This window comes from Streptomyces sp. NPDC101191, assembly GCF_044767915.1.
In the GTDB taxonomy this organism is placed as follows: Bacteria; Actinomycetota; Actinomycetes; order Streptomycetales; family Streptomycetaceae; genus Streptomyces.
Genome location: NZ_JBIWOU010000004.1, coordinates 169,319 through 181,904, shown reverse-complemented (window position 1 = coordinate 181,904; position 12,586 = coordinate 169,319). Strand labels below are relative to the sequence as shown.

General features: G+C 70.0%; 14 protein-coding genes and 5 tRNA genes. 16 read left to right on the top strand and 3 right to left on the bottom strand.

The features are described from left to right. Positions 1–297: 297 nt before the first annotated feature. From ACIRQF_RS17570 to ACIRQF_RS17530, 9 genes are all read left to right on the top strand, one after another. Positions 298–504, top strand: a complete 207-nt coding sequence (locus ACIRQF_RS17570) for a hypothetical protein (protein WP_376636633.1) — start codon at positions 298–300, stop codon at positions 502–504. Positions 505–622: 118 nt separating this feature from the next. Next, entirely contained in the window at positions 623–1,408 is a 786-nt protein-coding gene (locus ACIRQF_RS17565; protein WP_376636632.1) for a fumarylacetoacetate hydrolase family protein, read from the top strand. Next, positions 1,401–2,876: a glutamate--tRNA ligase gene (gene gltX, locus ACIRQF_RS17560; RefSeq protein ID WP_404093093.1), complete on the top strand. Its 1,476-nt coding sequence runs from the start codon at positions 1,401–1,403 to the stop codon at positions 2,874–2,876. Before ACIRQF_RS17565 ends, gltX begins: the two co-directional genes overlap by 8 nt. A 61-nt stretch (positions 2,877–2,937) precedes the next feature. Then, positions 2,938–3,660 (top strand): HAD family hydrolase, encoded by a 723-nt coding sequence (locus ACIRQF_RS17555; RefSeq protein ID WP_382483168.1) that lies wholly within the window; start codon positions 2,938–2,940, stop codon positions 3,658–3,660. A 95-nt stretch (positions 3,661–3,755) separates the two neighbouring features. Further along, positions 3,756–3,827 (top strand) — tRNA-Gln (locus ACIRQF_RS17550). A 41-nt stretch (positions 3,828–3,868) separates the two neighbouring features. Next, positions 3,869–3,941, top strand: a tRNA-Glu gene (locus tag ACIRQF_RS17545). A 61-nt stretch (positions 3,942–4,002) separates the two neighbouring features. Beyond that, a tRNA-Glu gene (locus ACIRQF_RS17540) sits at positions 4,003–4,078 on the top strand. Between the two features lie 18 nt (positions 4,079–4,096). After that, a tRNA-Gln gene (locus tag ACIRQF_RS17535) sits at positions 4,097–4,168 on the top strand. 18 nt (positions 4,169–4,186) lie between these two features. Next, positions 4,187–4,262 (top strand) — tRNA-Glu (locus tag ACIRQF_RS17530). A gap of 143 nt (positions 4,263–4,405) precedes the next feature. Here ACIRQF_RS17530 and ndgR read toward each other — a convergent pair. Beyond that, a complete protein-coding gene (gene ndgR / locus ACIRQF_RS17525) occupies positions 4,406–5,122 on the bottom strand; it encodes an IclR family transcriptional regulator NdgR (RefSeq protein ID WP_005311436.1) in 717 nt (238 codons plus the stop codon). Between the two features lie 140 nt (positions 5,123–5,262). On the opposite strand from ndgR, the gene leuC reads away from it, so the two are divergent. The 4 genes from leuC (at position 5,263) to ACIRQF_RS17505 (ending at position 8,451) form a co-directional block, all read left to right on the top strand. Continuing rightward, positions 5,263–6,687, top strand: a complete 1,425-nt coding sequence (leuC, locus tag ACIRQF_RS17520; protein ID WP_376636629.1) for a 3-isopropylmalate dehydratase large subunit — start codon at positions 5,263–5,265, stop codon at positions 6,685–6,687. Positions 6,688–6,693: 6 nt separating this feature from the next. Further along, entirely contained in the window at positions 6,694–7,287 is a 594-nt protein-coding gene (gene leuD, locus ACIRQF_RS17515) for a 3-isopropylmalate dehydratase small subunit (protein ID WP_376636628.1), read from the top strand. A 104-nt stretch (positions 7,288–7,391) separates the two neighbouring features. Then, on the top strand, positions 7,392–7,619 hold the full coding sequence (locus tag ACIRQF_RS17510) for a hypothetical protein (protein ID WP_376636627.1): 228 nt from the start codon (positions 7,392–7,394) through the stop codon (positions 7,617–7,619). 142 nt (positions 7,620–7,761) lie between these two features. Then, the gene (locus ACIRQF_RS17505) at positions 7,762–8,451 is read left to right on the top strand and encodes an HU family DNA-binding protein (RefSeq protein WP_376636626.1); all 690 of its coding nucleotides are present in this window, start codon (positions 7,762–7,764) and stop codon (positions 8,449–8,451) included. A gap of 72 nt (positions 8,452–8,523) precedes the next feature. On the opposite strand, the gene ACIRQF_RS17500 is transcribed toward ACIRQF_RS17505, so the two are convergent. Together ACIRQF_RS17500 and cofC are read right to left on the bottom strand one after the other, a co-directional pair. Next, entirely contained in the window at positions 8,524–8,727 is a 204-nt protein-coding gene (locus tag ACIRQF_RS17500) for a hypothetical protein (protein ID WP_376636625.1), read from the bottom strand. A gap of 10 nt (positions 8,728–8,737) precedes the next feature. Next, entirely contained in the window at positions 8,738–9,421 is a 684-nt protein-coding gene (gene cofC, locus ACIRQF_RS17495; protein ID WP_382483166.1) for a 2-phospho-L-lactate guanylyltransferase, read from the bottom strand. A 125-nt stretch (positions 9,422–9,546) separates the two neighbouring features. Between cofC and ACIRQF_RS17490 the strand changes: the two genes are divergently transcribed. The 3 genes from ACIRQF_RS17490 to ACIRQF_RS17480 all read left to right on the top strand — a co-directional run bounded on the left by ACIRQF_RS17490 (position 9,547) and on the right by ACIRQF_RS17480 (position 12,515). Next, on the top strand, positions 9,547–10,299 hold the full coding sequence (locus ACIRQF_RS17490) for a lysophospholipid acyltransferase family protein (protein ID WP_376636623.1): 753 nt from the start codon (positions 9,547–9,549) through the stop codon (positions 10,297–10,299). Then, positions 10,296–11,297 (top strand): NAD(P)H-dependent glycerol-3-phosphate dehydrogenase, encoded by a 1,002-nt coding sequence (locus tag ACIRQF_RS17485; protein ID WP_382483164.1) that lies wholly within the window; start codon positions 10,296–10,298, stop codon positions 11,295–11,297. Before ACIRQF_RS17490 ends, ACIRQF_RS17485 begins: the two co-directional genes overlap by 4 nt. Positions 11,298–11,375: 78 nt before the next feature. After that, complete coding sequence (locus ACIRQF_RS17480) at positions 11,376–12,515, top strand: D-alanine--D-alanine ligase family protein (protein WP_376636621.1); 1,140 nt, start codon at positions 11,376–11,378, stop codon at positions 12,513–12,515. Positions 12,516–12,586 lie beyond the last annotated feature (71 nt).

Genomic DNA, 12,586 nt, shown 5'->3' with positions numbered 1-12,586 from the left:
CGGAGGAATCGGGCGTATCTGCGCGAAACGGCAGGGAGGGAGGGGTGTCCCAGTCGCCATGATCAGGAGCGGAATGGAGCATTCAATAGCGGAATGTCCGTTTCGGTAACCTCTCGTACCGGTGCGTAATGCCCGGATTGTTACTCAACTGGTGAGCAAACTCACACGTAGTTCGTTGGATCGGTCGTGCAATCGAAGGGGATTGCATGTTTAGCCTGACGCTTTGACAAGATGGGACGCTCCGCCTACGTGCCCGCGTGGGCGCCCCTCACCGCAGACAAAGGGTCCGACACCGCGATGAAGACGACGCCCGTACTCCGCACCACGGCCAACCCCCGGCGCTCCACCCTCGCCCACCTGGCGGACGCCGCGCAGCTGAACCGGGGAGTCCTGCCCGAGTACACCGCCGAACTCCCGGGCGTCACGGCCAACCCGCGCCGCACGATCCTCATGCAGGCCCCGGCCCCGTACCAGCCGCAGCCCTTCGCCTCGGCGACCCGCTGACCCGGACGGGCCCTCCCGGCCCGCCCGGTACCGGTATATCCGCCGGTCCGCCGCCCCCTGCCGCGTTAGCCTGGAGCGTCAGACTCCAGCCAGTAGCAAGTGAGGGGCGACAGCACCCGTGCGCATCGCCAGATTCTCCATCGACGGCAATGTCGCCTTCGGCGCCGTCGAGGGCGAGGGAACCGTCGAGTCCGGCGGCCTGGTCCTCGACATCATCAAGGGCATCCCGTACACCGACTTCGAGCTCAGCGGCACGAAGGTCCCGCTGAGCAAGGTCCGGCTGCTGCCGCCGGTGCTCCCCAACAAGGTCGTGGCCGTCACCCGCAACTACGCGGAACACGCCAGGGAACTCGGCAACGAGGTCCCCGAGGTCCCCGTGACCTTCTTCAAGCCCACGACCTCGGTCATCGGCCCCGGCGACGCCATCGAGTACCCCTCCTTCTCCAACGAGCTGCACCACGAGGCCGAACTGGCCGTGGTCATCGGCCGTATGTGCCGCGAGGTTCCGCGCGAGCGCGTGAAGGACGTCGTCTTCGGCTACACCTGTGCCAACGACGTCACCGCCCGCGACGTCCAGAAGCGCGAGGCCCAGTGGGCCCGCGCCAAGGGCTTCGACACCTCCTGCCCGCTGGGCCCCTGGGTGGAGACCGACCTCGACCCGGGCGACCTGACCATCCAGGCCACGGTCAACGGCCAACAGCGCCAGCTCGGTCGTACGAGCGACATGGTTCGCTCCATCGAGGACCTGGTCGTCCACATCTCCGAGGCCATGACGCTGCTCCCGGGCGACGTCATCCTCACCGGCACCCCCGCCGGGGTCGGCCCCCTCAACGTCGGCGACGAGGTCGCCGTCACCATCGAAGGCATCGGCACTCTCACCAACAGGGTGATCAAGCGTGGCTAACGCGAACATCCGCGTACGTTTCTGTCCCTCCCCGACCGGCAACCCCCACGTGGGCCTGGTCCGCACCGCCCTCTTCAACTGGGCATTCGCCCGGCACAACCAGGGCACCATGGTCTTCCGCATCGAGGACACCGACGCGGCGCGCGACTCCGAGGAGTCGTACGACCAGCTGCTCGACTCGCTGCGCTGGCTCGGTCTCGACTGGGACGAGGGCCCCGAGACCGGCGGTCCGCACGCGCCCTACCGGCAGTCCCAGCGGATGGACATCTACAAGGACGTCGCCGACAAGCTGCTCGCCGGCGGGTACGCGTACCACTGCTACTGCACCGCCACCGAGCTCGACGAGCGCCGCGAGGCCGCCCGCGCCGCCGGCCGCCCCTCCGGCTACGACGGCCACTGCCGCGAGCTCACCGCCGGGCAGGTCGAGGTCTACCGGGCCGAGGGCCGCGAGGCGATCGTCCGCTTCCGGATGCCCGACGAGCCGATCACCTTCACCGACCTCGTCCGCGGCGAGCTCACCTTCACCCCGGACAACGTCCCGGACTACGGCATCGTGCGCGCCAACGGCGCCCCGCTGTACACCCTGGTCAACCCGGTCGACGACGCCCTGATGGAGATCACCCACGTCCTGCGCGGCGAGGACCTGCTCTCCTCCACCCCGCGGCAGATCGCGCTCTACAAGGCGCTGATCGAGCTGGGCGTCGCCAAGGAGATCCCGGCCTTCGGCCACCTGCCGTACGTCATGGGCGAGGGCAACAAGAAGCTCTCCAAGCGCGACCCGCAGGCGTCCCTCAACCTCTACCGGGAGCGCGGCTTCCTGCCCGAGGGCCTGCTCAACTACCTCTCCCTCCTCGGCTGGTCCTTCTCCGCCGACCAGGACCTCTTCACCATCCCCGAGATGGTCGAGAAGTTCGACATCGCGGACGTCAACGCCAACCCGGCCCGCTTCGACCTCAAGAAGGCCGAGTCCATCAACGCGGACCACATCCGCATGCTGGACGTGAAGGACTTCACCGAGGCCTGCGAGCCCTGGCTGAACGCCCCGCACGCGAACTGGGCCCCGGAGGACTTCGACCGGGCCGCCTGGGAGGCCATCGCCCCCTACGCCCAGACCCGCCTGACCGTCCTGTCGGACATCACGGCCAACGTCGACTTCCTGTTCCTGAAGGAGCCGGTCTTCGACCAGCCCTCGTGGGACAAGGCGATGAAGGGCGAGCCGGCCGCGCTCCTCACCACGGCCCGCGAGAAGCTCGTGGCCGCCGACTGGAACGACCCGGAGTCCCTGAAGAACGCGGTCCTGGCCGCCGGCGAGGCCCACGGCCTCAAGCTCGGCAAGGCCCAGGCCCCGGTCCGGGTCGCCGTCACCGGCCGCACGGTCGGCCTGCCGCTCTTCGAGTCCCTCCAGATCCTCGGCCAGGAGAGGACCCTCGCCCGCATCGACGCGGCCCTGGCGAAGCTCGCCGGCTGATTCGCGCCGTACGCACCGGTACCCCCGTCCCGCACCCCGGGACGGGGGTACGGTCGTTTCCATGACCATCCGCGCGGTGCTCTGGGACATCGACGACACGATCTTCGACTACGCGAGCGCCGACCGGGCCGGGATGCGGGCGCATCTCGCGGCCGAGGGGCTGCTCGGCGCGTACGGCTCCGTCGAGGAGGCCCTGCTGCGCTGGAAGGAGCTCACGGAGCTGCACTGGCGCCGCTACGAGGCCGAGGGCGGGGACTTCCGGGACCAGCGGCGCCACCGGGTGCGGGACTTCCTCGGGCGGCCGGAGCTCACCGTCGCCGAGGCCGACGACTGGTTCGACCGGTACGTGGTCCACTACGAGGCCGCCTGGGAGCTGTTCCCCGACACCGTGCCCGTCCTCGACCTGCTGGCCCGTGACTACCGTCACGGGGTGCTGTCCAACTCCAGCATCCACAACCAGGAGCACAAGCTCCGGACCCTGGGCCTGCGGGACCGCTTCGAGGCCGTGGTGTGCGCTGCCGAGCTCGGGGTGGCCAAGCCGGCCCCGGAGGCCTTCCACGCTGCCTGCACCGCCCTTGACCTGCGCCCCCACCAGGTGGCGTACGTGGGGGACCAGCCGGACATCGACGCCCGGGGCGCCGTGGAGGCGGGCCTGCGCGGGATCTGGCTGGACCGTGCGGGGACCGGCGGAAGGCCCGAGCTGACCCGGATCACGGACCTCCACCAGCTGCCCGCGCTGCTGCGTGCGGATACGCGTTTTGGAGCACCGTCCACCTTCGGGTAATGTTCTTCCTGCGCCGAGGGGAACGGGCCGAAAGGCCGGAAAGCCCCGGAAGCGCAAGCCGAGCAGGATCCCTTCTCGAAGTGATCAAGTTCCGGTGGCCTATGGTGTAATTGGCAGCACGACTGATTCTGGTTCAGTTAGTCTTGGTTCGAGTCCAGGTAGGCCAGCTCGCAGAGCTCATCTGCAAACCGTGGATGGCATCCACAAAGCCCCCGTTGTGTAGCGGCCTAGCACGCCGCCCTCTCAAGGCGGTAGCGCCGGTTCGAATCCGGTCGGGGGTACAGATCCTTCCCGCGGGATCACTTGGGTAGCTCCCGGTGAACCCGATGCAGGATCGCTAGGGCCCCCGTTGTGTAGCGGCCTAGCACGCCGCCCTCTCAAGGCGGTAGCGCCGGTTCGAATCCGGTCGGGGGTACCAACTGGTCTAAGCCACCAGTGGCCTATGGTGTAATTGGCAGCACGACTGATTCTGGTTCAGTTAGTCTTGGTTCGAGTCCAGGTAGGCCAGCGGATCTTCTGAGATCTTGCCCCCGTTGTGTAGCGGCCTAGCACGCCGCCCTCTCAAGGCGGTAGCGCCGGTTCGAATCCGGTCGGGGGTACCAAACGAAGAAGCCCTTCCCTTCGGGGGAGGGCTTCTTCGCTGTTTCCGGCGCGTCACGTACAACTCCGGCCCACCGCTGCGGCGTTGGAGCGGTGGGCCGGGATCCGGACGGGTTCTGCAGATGGAGAGAGGAGCGGGGACGGGTCAGCCGTTGCGGCGGAGGGCCTCGGACAGGCGCGCGGCCGCGTCGATGACCGCCTGGGCGTGCATCCGGCCCGGGTGGCGGGTCAGGCGCTCGATCGGGCCCGAGACCGACACGGCGGCCACCACGCGGTTCGAGGGGCCGCGTACGGGCGCGGAGACGGACGCGACGCCCGGCTCACGCTCGCCGATCGACTGGGCCCAGCCGCGGCGCCGTACGCCCGACAGGGCCGTCGCCGTGAAGCGGGCGCCCTGAAGGCCGCGGTGCAGCCTCTCGGGCTCCTCCCAGGCCATGAGGATCTGCGCGGACGAGCCGGCCTTCATGGTCAGCGTGGAGCCGACCGGCACGGTGTCCCGAAGTCCGGACAGGCGCTCGGCCGCCGCCACGCAGATGCGCATGTCGCCCTGGCGCCGGTACAGCTGGGCGCTCTCGCCCGTCACGTCGCGCAGGTGCGTCAGCACCGGCCCGGCGGTCGCGAGCAGGCGGTCCTCGCCGGCCGCGGCCGCGAGCTCCGCGAGCCGCGGTCCGAGGATGAACCGGCCCTGCATGTCGCGGGCCACCATCCGGTGGTGTTCCAGTGCCACGGCGAGTCGGTGTGCCGTGGGTCGTGCGAGTCCCGTCGCCGCGACCAGACCTGCGAGGGTGGCCGGACCGGACTCCAGGGCGCTCAGGACAAGGGCTGCCTTGTCGAGAACGCCTACGCCGCTAGAGTTGTCCATGCAACGATATTCGCGTCTCACTCTGTGAAACGCAAGTTCAATTTTCCGAGGAACCCGTCACTCTGGTGAGGCGGCCGCACAACGGCTCGCGAAACGGGTCTCTAGTGGTGTCGGCGCAGCCGCCGGCCGGAGGGAAAGCGATGGGTAGGACACTCGCGGAGAAGGTCTGGGACGACCACGTCGTCCGGCGCGCCGAAGGCGAGCCCGACCTCCTCTTCATCGATCTGCACCTGCTGCACGAGGTGACCAGCCCCCAGGCCTTCGACGGTCTCCGGCAGAACGGCCGGCAGGTGCGGCGGCTCGACCTCACCATCGCCACCGAGGACCACAACACCCCGACCCTCGACATCGACAAGCCGATCGCCGACCCGGTCTCCCGTGCCCAGTTGGAGACCCTGCGCAAGAACTGCGCCGAGTTCGGCGTCCGCCTGCACCCGCTGGGCGACGTCGAGCAGGGTGTCGTCCACGTCGTGGGACCGCAGCTGGGCCTGACCCAGCCGGGCATGACCGTGGTCTGCGGCGACTCGCACACCTCCACGCACGGCGCCTTCGGCGGCCTGGCGTTCGGTATCGGCACCAGCCAGGTCGAGCACGTCCTGGCCACCCAGACGCTGCCCATGGCCCGCCCGAAGACCATGGCCATCACGGTGAACGGCGAGCTGCCCGAGGACGTCACGGCCAAGGACCTGATCCTGGCGATCATCGCCCGGATCGGCACCGGCGGCGGCCAGGGCTACGTCCTGGAGTACCGCGGCTCCGCCATCGAGAAGCTCTCGATGGAGGCCCGGATGACCATCTGCAACATGTCCATCGAGGCCGGTGCCCGCGCGGGCATGATCGCCCCCGACCGGACCACCTTCGACTACCTCGAGGGCCGTGCCCACGCCCCCAAGGGCGAGGACTGGGACGCCGCCGTCGCCTACTGGGAGACGCTGAAGTCCGACGAGGACGCCGTCTTCGACGCCGAGGTCGTCATCGAGGCCGCCGAGCTGGCCCCGTTCGTGACCTGGGGTACCAACCCCGGCCAGGGTGCGCCGCTTTCGGCGAACGTCCCCGACCCGGCTTCGTACGAAGACGCTTCGGAGCGCCTCGCCGCCGAAAAGGCCCTGGAGTACATGGGGTTGACCGCCGGCCAGCCGCTGCGCGACATCAAGGTCGACACCGTCTTCGTAGGCTCCTGCACCAACGGCCGCATCGAGGACCTGCGCAACGCGGCCGCCCTGCTGGAGGGTCGCAAGGTCGCCGACGGCGTCCGCATGCTGGTGGTCCCCGGCTCGGTCCGGGTCGCCCTGCAGGCCGTCGAGGAGGGTCTGGACAAGGTCTTCAAGGAGGCCGGCGCCGAGTGGCGGCACGCGGGCTGCTCGATGTGTCTGGGCATGAACCCCGACCAACTGGCTCCCGGTGAGCGTTCCGCGTCCACCTCCAACCGCAACTTCGAGGGCCGGCAGGGCAAGGGCGGCCGCACCCACCTGGTCTCCCCCCAGGTCGCCGCCGCCACCGCCGTCCTGGGCCACCTGGCCTCCCCGGCCGATCTGTCCGACGTCGCCACCACCGCGGGGGTCTGAGGAACCATGGAAGCATTCACCACCCACACCGGCCGCGCCGTTCCGCTGCGCCGCAGCAACGTCGACACCGACCAGATCATCCCCGCGCACTGGCTCAAGAAGGTCACCCGCGACGGCTTCGAGGACGGCCTGTTCGAGGCCTGGCGCAAGGACGAGCAGTTCGTCCTCAACCGCCCGGAGCGGCAGGGTGCCACGGTTCTGGTCGCCGGCCCCGACTTCGGCACCGGCTCCTCCCGTGAGCACGCCGTCTGGGCACTGCAGAACTACGGCTTCAAGGCCGTGATCTCCTCCCGCTTCGCCGACATCTTCCGCGGCAACTCGCTGAAGAACGGCCTGCTGACCGTCGTCCTCCCGCAGGAGACCGTCGACGCCCTGTGGGAGCTGACCGAGGCCGACCCGACCGCCGAGGTGACCGTCGACCTGGAGGCCCGCAAAGTCCTCGCCCCCGGGATCGACGCCGACTTCGAGCTCGACGAGAACGCCCGCTGGCGGCTCCTGAACGGTCTGGACGACATCAGCCTCACCCTTCAGAACGAAGCGGACATCGCCACGTACGAGGCGGGCCGGCCGGCCTTCAAGCCCCGTACAATTACGGCCTGAGCAGCGCTTTTCCAGGACTGCGCCCCCCACCGTCCGGTGGGGGGCGCAGTCGCTTGTTGAGACCCCGTCGGGCGACAACTCGCCCTAGATGGCACAATCGGTGCATGGAACGCGACAGCCAACTCGAGCTCTACGAGGCAGTCGCCGCCCGGTTGAAGGAAGCGCACAGAAGAGTGCGCGAACTGCAAGTCCCGGAGGGCGTAAGGATGGCGCTGTCCCGGAAGCTGCTGGTCGTGACGGCCGCGGCGAAGCACGATCTCCCGGACGCGGCAACGCGTCTGGACCGGTTGATGAAGGACCTCGACGAGGGCCGATTCCCTGAAGACGACTGACACCAGGAACTCCGCAACGCACTTCTGCGTTGCGGCACTAGGGTGATTAGCCCGTTTCGTGTTTGATTTGCGGTATATACATGCCTAACGTGCGAAAAAGCTTGAACACTTTCGTTCCGGCAATGTCTCCGAAGGGGAAGACGTGAACAAGGCGCAGCTCGTAGAAGCGATTGCCGACAAGATGGGTGGCCGCCAGCAGGCCGCCGACGCCGTCGACCACGTGCTCGACGCCATCGTGCGCGCCGTGGTCGGCGGGGACCGGGTCTCGGTCACCGGTTTCGGTTCGTTCGAGAAGGTCGACCGCCCGGCCCGCTACGCCCGCAACCCGCAGACGGGTGAGCGCGTGCGGGTCAAGAAGACCTCCGTTCCGCGCTTCCGTGCGGGTCAGGGCTTCAAGGACCTGGTCAGCGGCTCGAAGAAGCTCCCCAGGGGAGGCGAGGTCTCCGTCAAGAAGGCCCCGAAGGGCAGCCTCACCGGCGGCGCCGCCTCGGCGACCGTCAAGAAGGCCGCCGCGAAGAAGGCCACCACCGCCAAGAAGGCCGCGGCCAAGAAGGCGACCCCGGCGAAGAAGACGACGGCCGCCGCCAAGAAGGCGACCCCCGCCAAGAAGACCACCACGGCCGCGGCCAAGAAGGCCACGACGACCCCCGCGAAGAAGACCACGGCCGCCGCCAAGAAGGCGACCCCGGCCAAGAAGACCACCACGGCCGCGGCCAAGAAGACCGCCGCCAAGAAGACCGCGCCGGCGAAGAAGGCCACCGCGAAGAAGGCGCCCGCCAAGAAGACGACGGCGCGCAAGACCACCGCGAAGAAGACCGCCGCGAAGAAGTAGGTCCCACGGCGGCAGCTGCTCACACGCCGGGCCGGGCTCCCCCCTGGGGGAGCCCGGCCCGCGGCGCGTGTCCTAGAAGGTCTGCAGCGTCACCAGCGTGATCCGCAGGGCGGCACCCTCGCCCTCCGTCTCGATCCGCACCCGCTGCCCCGGACGCAGCAGTCGCAGCCCGCCCGCGTCGAAGGCCTCGGCCCCGAAGTCCACCGGGGTGCCGTCGTCGAGCAGCACACTGCCGCTGCGGGTCTCGGAGTCGTACGTGTACGCGGTCGCCTGCATGACCGGCAGCCTATCCGGCCGCGGGAACCCACCGGGCCGCCGTCCGCGGCCCCACGCCCAGTGCCACCGCGGCCGCCAGATCCTCTCCGGTGTCCACGTCCCGGCGCACGGAATCCACTCCCGTCAGCCGGATTTCCACCGCACCCGAGGACAAATGCCGGCGCCGTGAAGCCCCTCCGAAAGCCGGTTCCAATTCCACTCCCGGGTTCGCCGAGAGGAATGTCGTACCTATTTCGGCGGCATCGGAGAGAAAAGCCCGCGGAAATTGCCCGGCCACCCCGAGGACTCGTGCCAGCTCGGCCGGCCGGAGCGCCGGAAGGTCCGCGTTCAGCGCCGCCACCCGCGCCCGCGGGCGCAGCGCCCGCACCGCACGGGCACCGTGCGCGAGGGCCTCGTTGAGACCGGCGTCCGGCAGGTCCGGAACGATCCGCGCCCCCAGGGCCGCCAGCGCCGCCGCCGCGGCCGGATCGTCCGTGACGACCGCCACATCCCGCACTCCCGGGCAGGCCAGCGCCGCGGCCACGGTGTCCTCGGCGAAGGCGAGCGCCAACCGTCCCCGCAGCAGGCCGCCCACCGCGGGGCCCAGCCTGCTCTTGGCCCGCGCCAGCGGCTTCAGGGGTACGACCAGGGACCAGCCCTCGTGGGCGGTGTCGGCCACGTACTCGGCCGCGGTGTCGTCGGCGTAGCTCGTCATCGCGCCCCATTCTGTCCCGCCCGCGCGATCCGCCCGAGCCCCGGGGCGTACGGTGTCCTCGACAGGCCAGGAGCAGGAGGCGACACTTGACCCCCTGCGCACCCAGTCCGGAGAAAGGTGTCCGAGTGTCCCGCCGCAGAATCGGCTTCTGGTACCGCCTGGCGGCGGTCATCGCCAAACCCCCGCTGGTGGTGCTGTTCAAGCGGGACTGGCGCGGAACGGAGCACATCCCGGCCGATGGCGGCTTCATCACCGCGGTGAACCACAACTCGTACCTGGACCCGCTGTCCTACGCGCACTACCAGTACAACACCGGGCGCGTCCCGCGCTTCCTCGCCAAGGCCGCCCTCTTCAAGGCCGGCTTCGTCGGCACCATGCTCCGCAACACCGGCCAGATCCCCGTCTACCGCGAGACCACCAACGCCCTGGACGCCTTCCGGTCCGCCGTCGACGCGATCGAGCGCGGCGAGTGCGTGGCCTTCTACCCGGAGGGCACCCTCACCCGCGACCCCGACATGTGGCCCATGGCCGGCAAGACCGGCGCCGCCCGCGTCGCGCTGCTCACCAAGGTGCCCGTCATCCCGGTCGCCCAGTGGGGCGCCAACCTCGCGATGCCGCCGTACGCCAAGGAGAACAAGTTCCGGCTCTGGCCGCGCAAGACCCTGATCGTCCAGGCCGGTCCGCCGGTCGACCTCTCCCGCTTCCACGGCCTCGAGCCGACGCCCGACGTGCTGCGCGAGGCCACCGAGGAGATCATGGCGGCCATCACCCGGATCCTGGAGGAGGTCCGCGGCGAGCCGGCCCCGGCCGAACCCTACGACCACCGCAAGGCCCGTCAGGAGCAGCGCCGCAAGGCCGCCGAGGAAGGCAAGAAGTGACCAAGGCAGCCGTCTTCGGCAACGGATCCTGGGGCACCGCCTTCGCGATGGTGCTCGCCGACGCGGGTTGCGAGGTGAGCCTGTGGGGCCGCCGCGCCGAACTCGCCGCGACGATCAACCGTACCGGGGTCAACCCGGACTACCTGCCCGGCGTCGAACTCCCCAAGGGCATCACGGCGACCGCCGACGCTGCCGAGGCCGCCCGCGACGCCGAGTTCACCGTCCTCGTGGTGCCCTCCCAGACGCTGCGCGCCAACCTCGCCGCCTGGGCGCCCGCGCTGGCCCCCGACACCGTGCTCGTGTCCCTCATGAAGGGCATCGAACTCGGCACGGCCAAGCGGATGAGCGAGGTGATCTCGGAGGTCGCCGACGTGCCCGCCGAGCGCGTCGCCGTCCTCACCGGCCCCAACCTGGCCAAGGAGATCGCCGCCCGGCAGCCTGCCGCGGCCGTCGTCGCCTGCGCCGACGAGACGGTCGCCCAGCGCCTCCAGACCGCCTGCCTGACCCCGTACTTCCGCCCGTACACCAACACCGACGTCGTCGGCTGCGAACTCGGCGGCGCGGTCAAGAACGTCATCGGGCTCGCCGTCGGCATCGCCGACGGCATGGGCCTCGGCGACAACTCCAAGGCCACCCTCATCACCCGCGGACTCGCCGAGACCACCCGGCTCGGCCTCGCCATGGGCGCCGACCCGCTCACCTTCTCCGGTCTCGCGGGCCTCGGCGACCTGGTCGCCACCTGCTCCTCGCCGCTCTCCCGGAACCACACCTTCGGCACCAACCTGGGCCGCGGCATGACCCTCCAGGAGACCATCGCGGCCACCAAGCAGACCGCCGAGGGCGTCAAGTCCTGCGAGTCCGTGCTCGATCTGGGCCGCCGGCACGGCGTCGACATGCCCATCACCGAGACGGTCGTCTCGATCGTCCACGAGGGCAAGCCCCCGGTCGTCGCCCTCAAGGAGCTCATGTCCCGCTCGGCGAAGGCGGAACGCAGGTGACGCGCCGCTGAGCCGGACGCGCGCGGCACGCGCGGGGCGCTCAGCAGTTCGGACGCCGCAAGGTACCCTCATCGCGATATGAGCGAGAACACCCAGAGCCCCCGCAAGCCGCGCGTCGCCGTCGTCTTCGGCGGACGCAGCTCCGAGCACGCCATCTCCGTCGTCACCGCCGGTGCCGTCCTCAACGCCATCGACCGGGACAAGTACGACGTGCTGCCGATCGGCATCACCCGGGAGGGGCGCTGGGCGCTGACCGCCGACGCCCCCGAGCGGATGGCCATTGCCGACCGCGCCCTGCCGGACGTCGCCGAGCTCGCCGAGTCCGCGACCGGCGGCGTGATCCTGCCCGTCGACCCGGCCAGCCGTGAGGTCGTCCTGAGCGAGCCCGGCTCCCTGCCGCAGGCCCTCGGCGAGGTCGACGTCGTCTTCCCCATGCTGCACGGCCCCTACGGCGAGGACGGCACCCTCCAGGGACTCCTGGAGCTCTCCGGCATCCCGTACGTCGGCGCCGGCGTCCTCGCCTCCGCCGTCGGCCAGGACAAGGAGTACATGAAGCGCGTCTTCGTCTCCTTCGGCCTGCCGGTCGGCCCGTACGTCGTGGTCCGCCCCCGTGAGTGGGAGCAGAACCCGGCCGCGTCCCGCAAGAAGATCGTGGAGTTCGCCGCCGACCACGGCTGGCCGCTCTTCGTTAAGCCGGCCCGCGGCGGCTCGTCCGTCGGCATCACCAAGGTCGACGACCTCTCCGGCCTCGACGAGGCGATCGAGGAGGCCCGTCGCTTCGATCCGAAGATCATCGTCGAGGCGCTGGTCCGCGGCCGCGAGATCGAGTGCGGCGTCCTGGAGTTCGAGGACGGGCCGCGCGCGAGCGTGCCCGCCGAGATCCCGCCGGTCACCAACCATGACTTCTACGACTTCGAGGCCAAGTACATCGACTCGGCCTCCGGCATCGTGCCCGCGCCGATCGGCGACGAGGCCACCGCCGAGATCCAGCGCCTGGCCGTCCTCGCCTACGAGTCGGTGTCCTGCGAGGGCCTGGTGCGCGCCGACTTCTTCCTCACGGACGACGGCGGATTCGTCATCAACGAGATCAACACGATGCCCGGCTTCACGCCCATCTCCATGTACCCGCGCATGTGGCAGGAGAGCGGCGTCGGCTACCCGGAGCTCGTCGACCGGCTCATCCAGGCGGCGCTGAACCGCTCCACGGGCCTGCGCTAGGACCCCCGCTCCCGGGACCGGGCCGCAGGGCGCCGGCCTGGCTCGGCCCGGCCCGGTCCGAGGGACGGATC

Excerpts from the sequence above, each read along its gene's own strand:
- leuD (WP_376636628.1), top strand. The coding sequence starts at position 6,694 with ATGGAAGCATTCACCACCCACACCGGCCGCGCCGTTCCGCTGCGCCGC.
- leuC (WP_376636629.1), top strand. The coding sequence starts at position 5,263 with ATGGGTAGGACACTCGCGGAGAAGGTCTGGGACGACCACGTCGTCCGG.
- ACIRQF_RS17500 (WP_376636625.1), bottom strand. The coding sequence starts at position 8,727 with ATGCAGGCGACCGCGTACACGTACGACTCCGAGACCCGCAGCGGCAGT.
- ACIRQF_RS17480 (WP_376636621.1), top strand. The coding sequence starts at position 11,376 with ATGAGCGAGAACACCCAGAGCCCCCGCAAGCCGCGCGTCGCCGTCGTC.
- ACIRQF_RS17570 (WP_376636633.1), top strand. The coding sequence starts at position 298 with ATGAAGACGACGCCCGTACTCCGCACCACGGCCAACCCCCGGCGCTCC.
- ACIRQF_RS17510 (WP_376636627.1), top strand. The coding sequence starts at position 7,392 with ATGGAACGCGACAGCCAACTCGAGCTCTACGAGGCAGTCGCCGCCCGG.
- ACIRQF_RS17555 (WP_382483168.1), top strand. The coding sequence starts at position 2,938 with ATGACCATCCGCGCGGTGCTCTGGGACATCGACGACACGATCTTCGAC.
- cofC (WP_382483166.1), bottom strand. The coding sequence starts at position 9,421 with ATGACGAGCTACGCCGACGACACCGCGGCCGAGTACGTGGCCGACACC.
- ndgR (WP_005311436.1), bottom strand. The coding sequence starts at position 5,122 with ATGGACAACTCTAGCGGCGTAGGCGTTCTCGACAAGGCAGCCCTTGTC.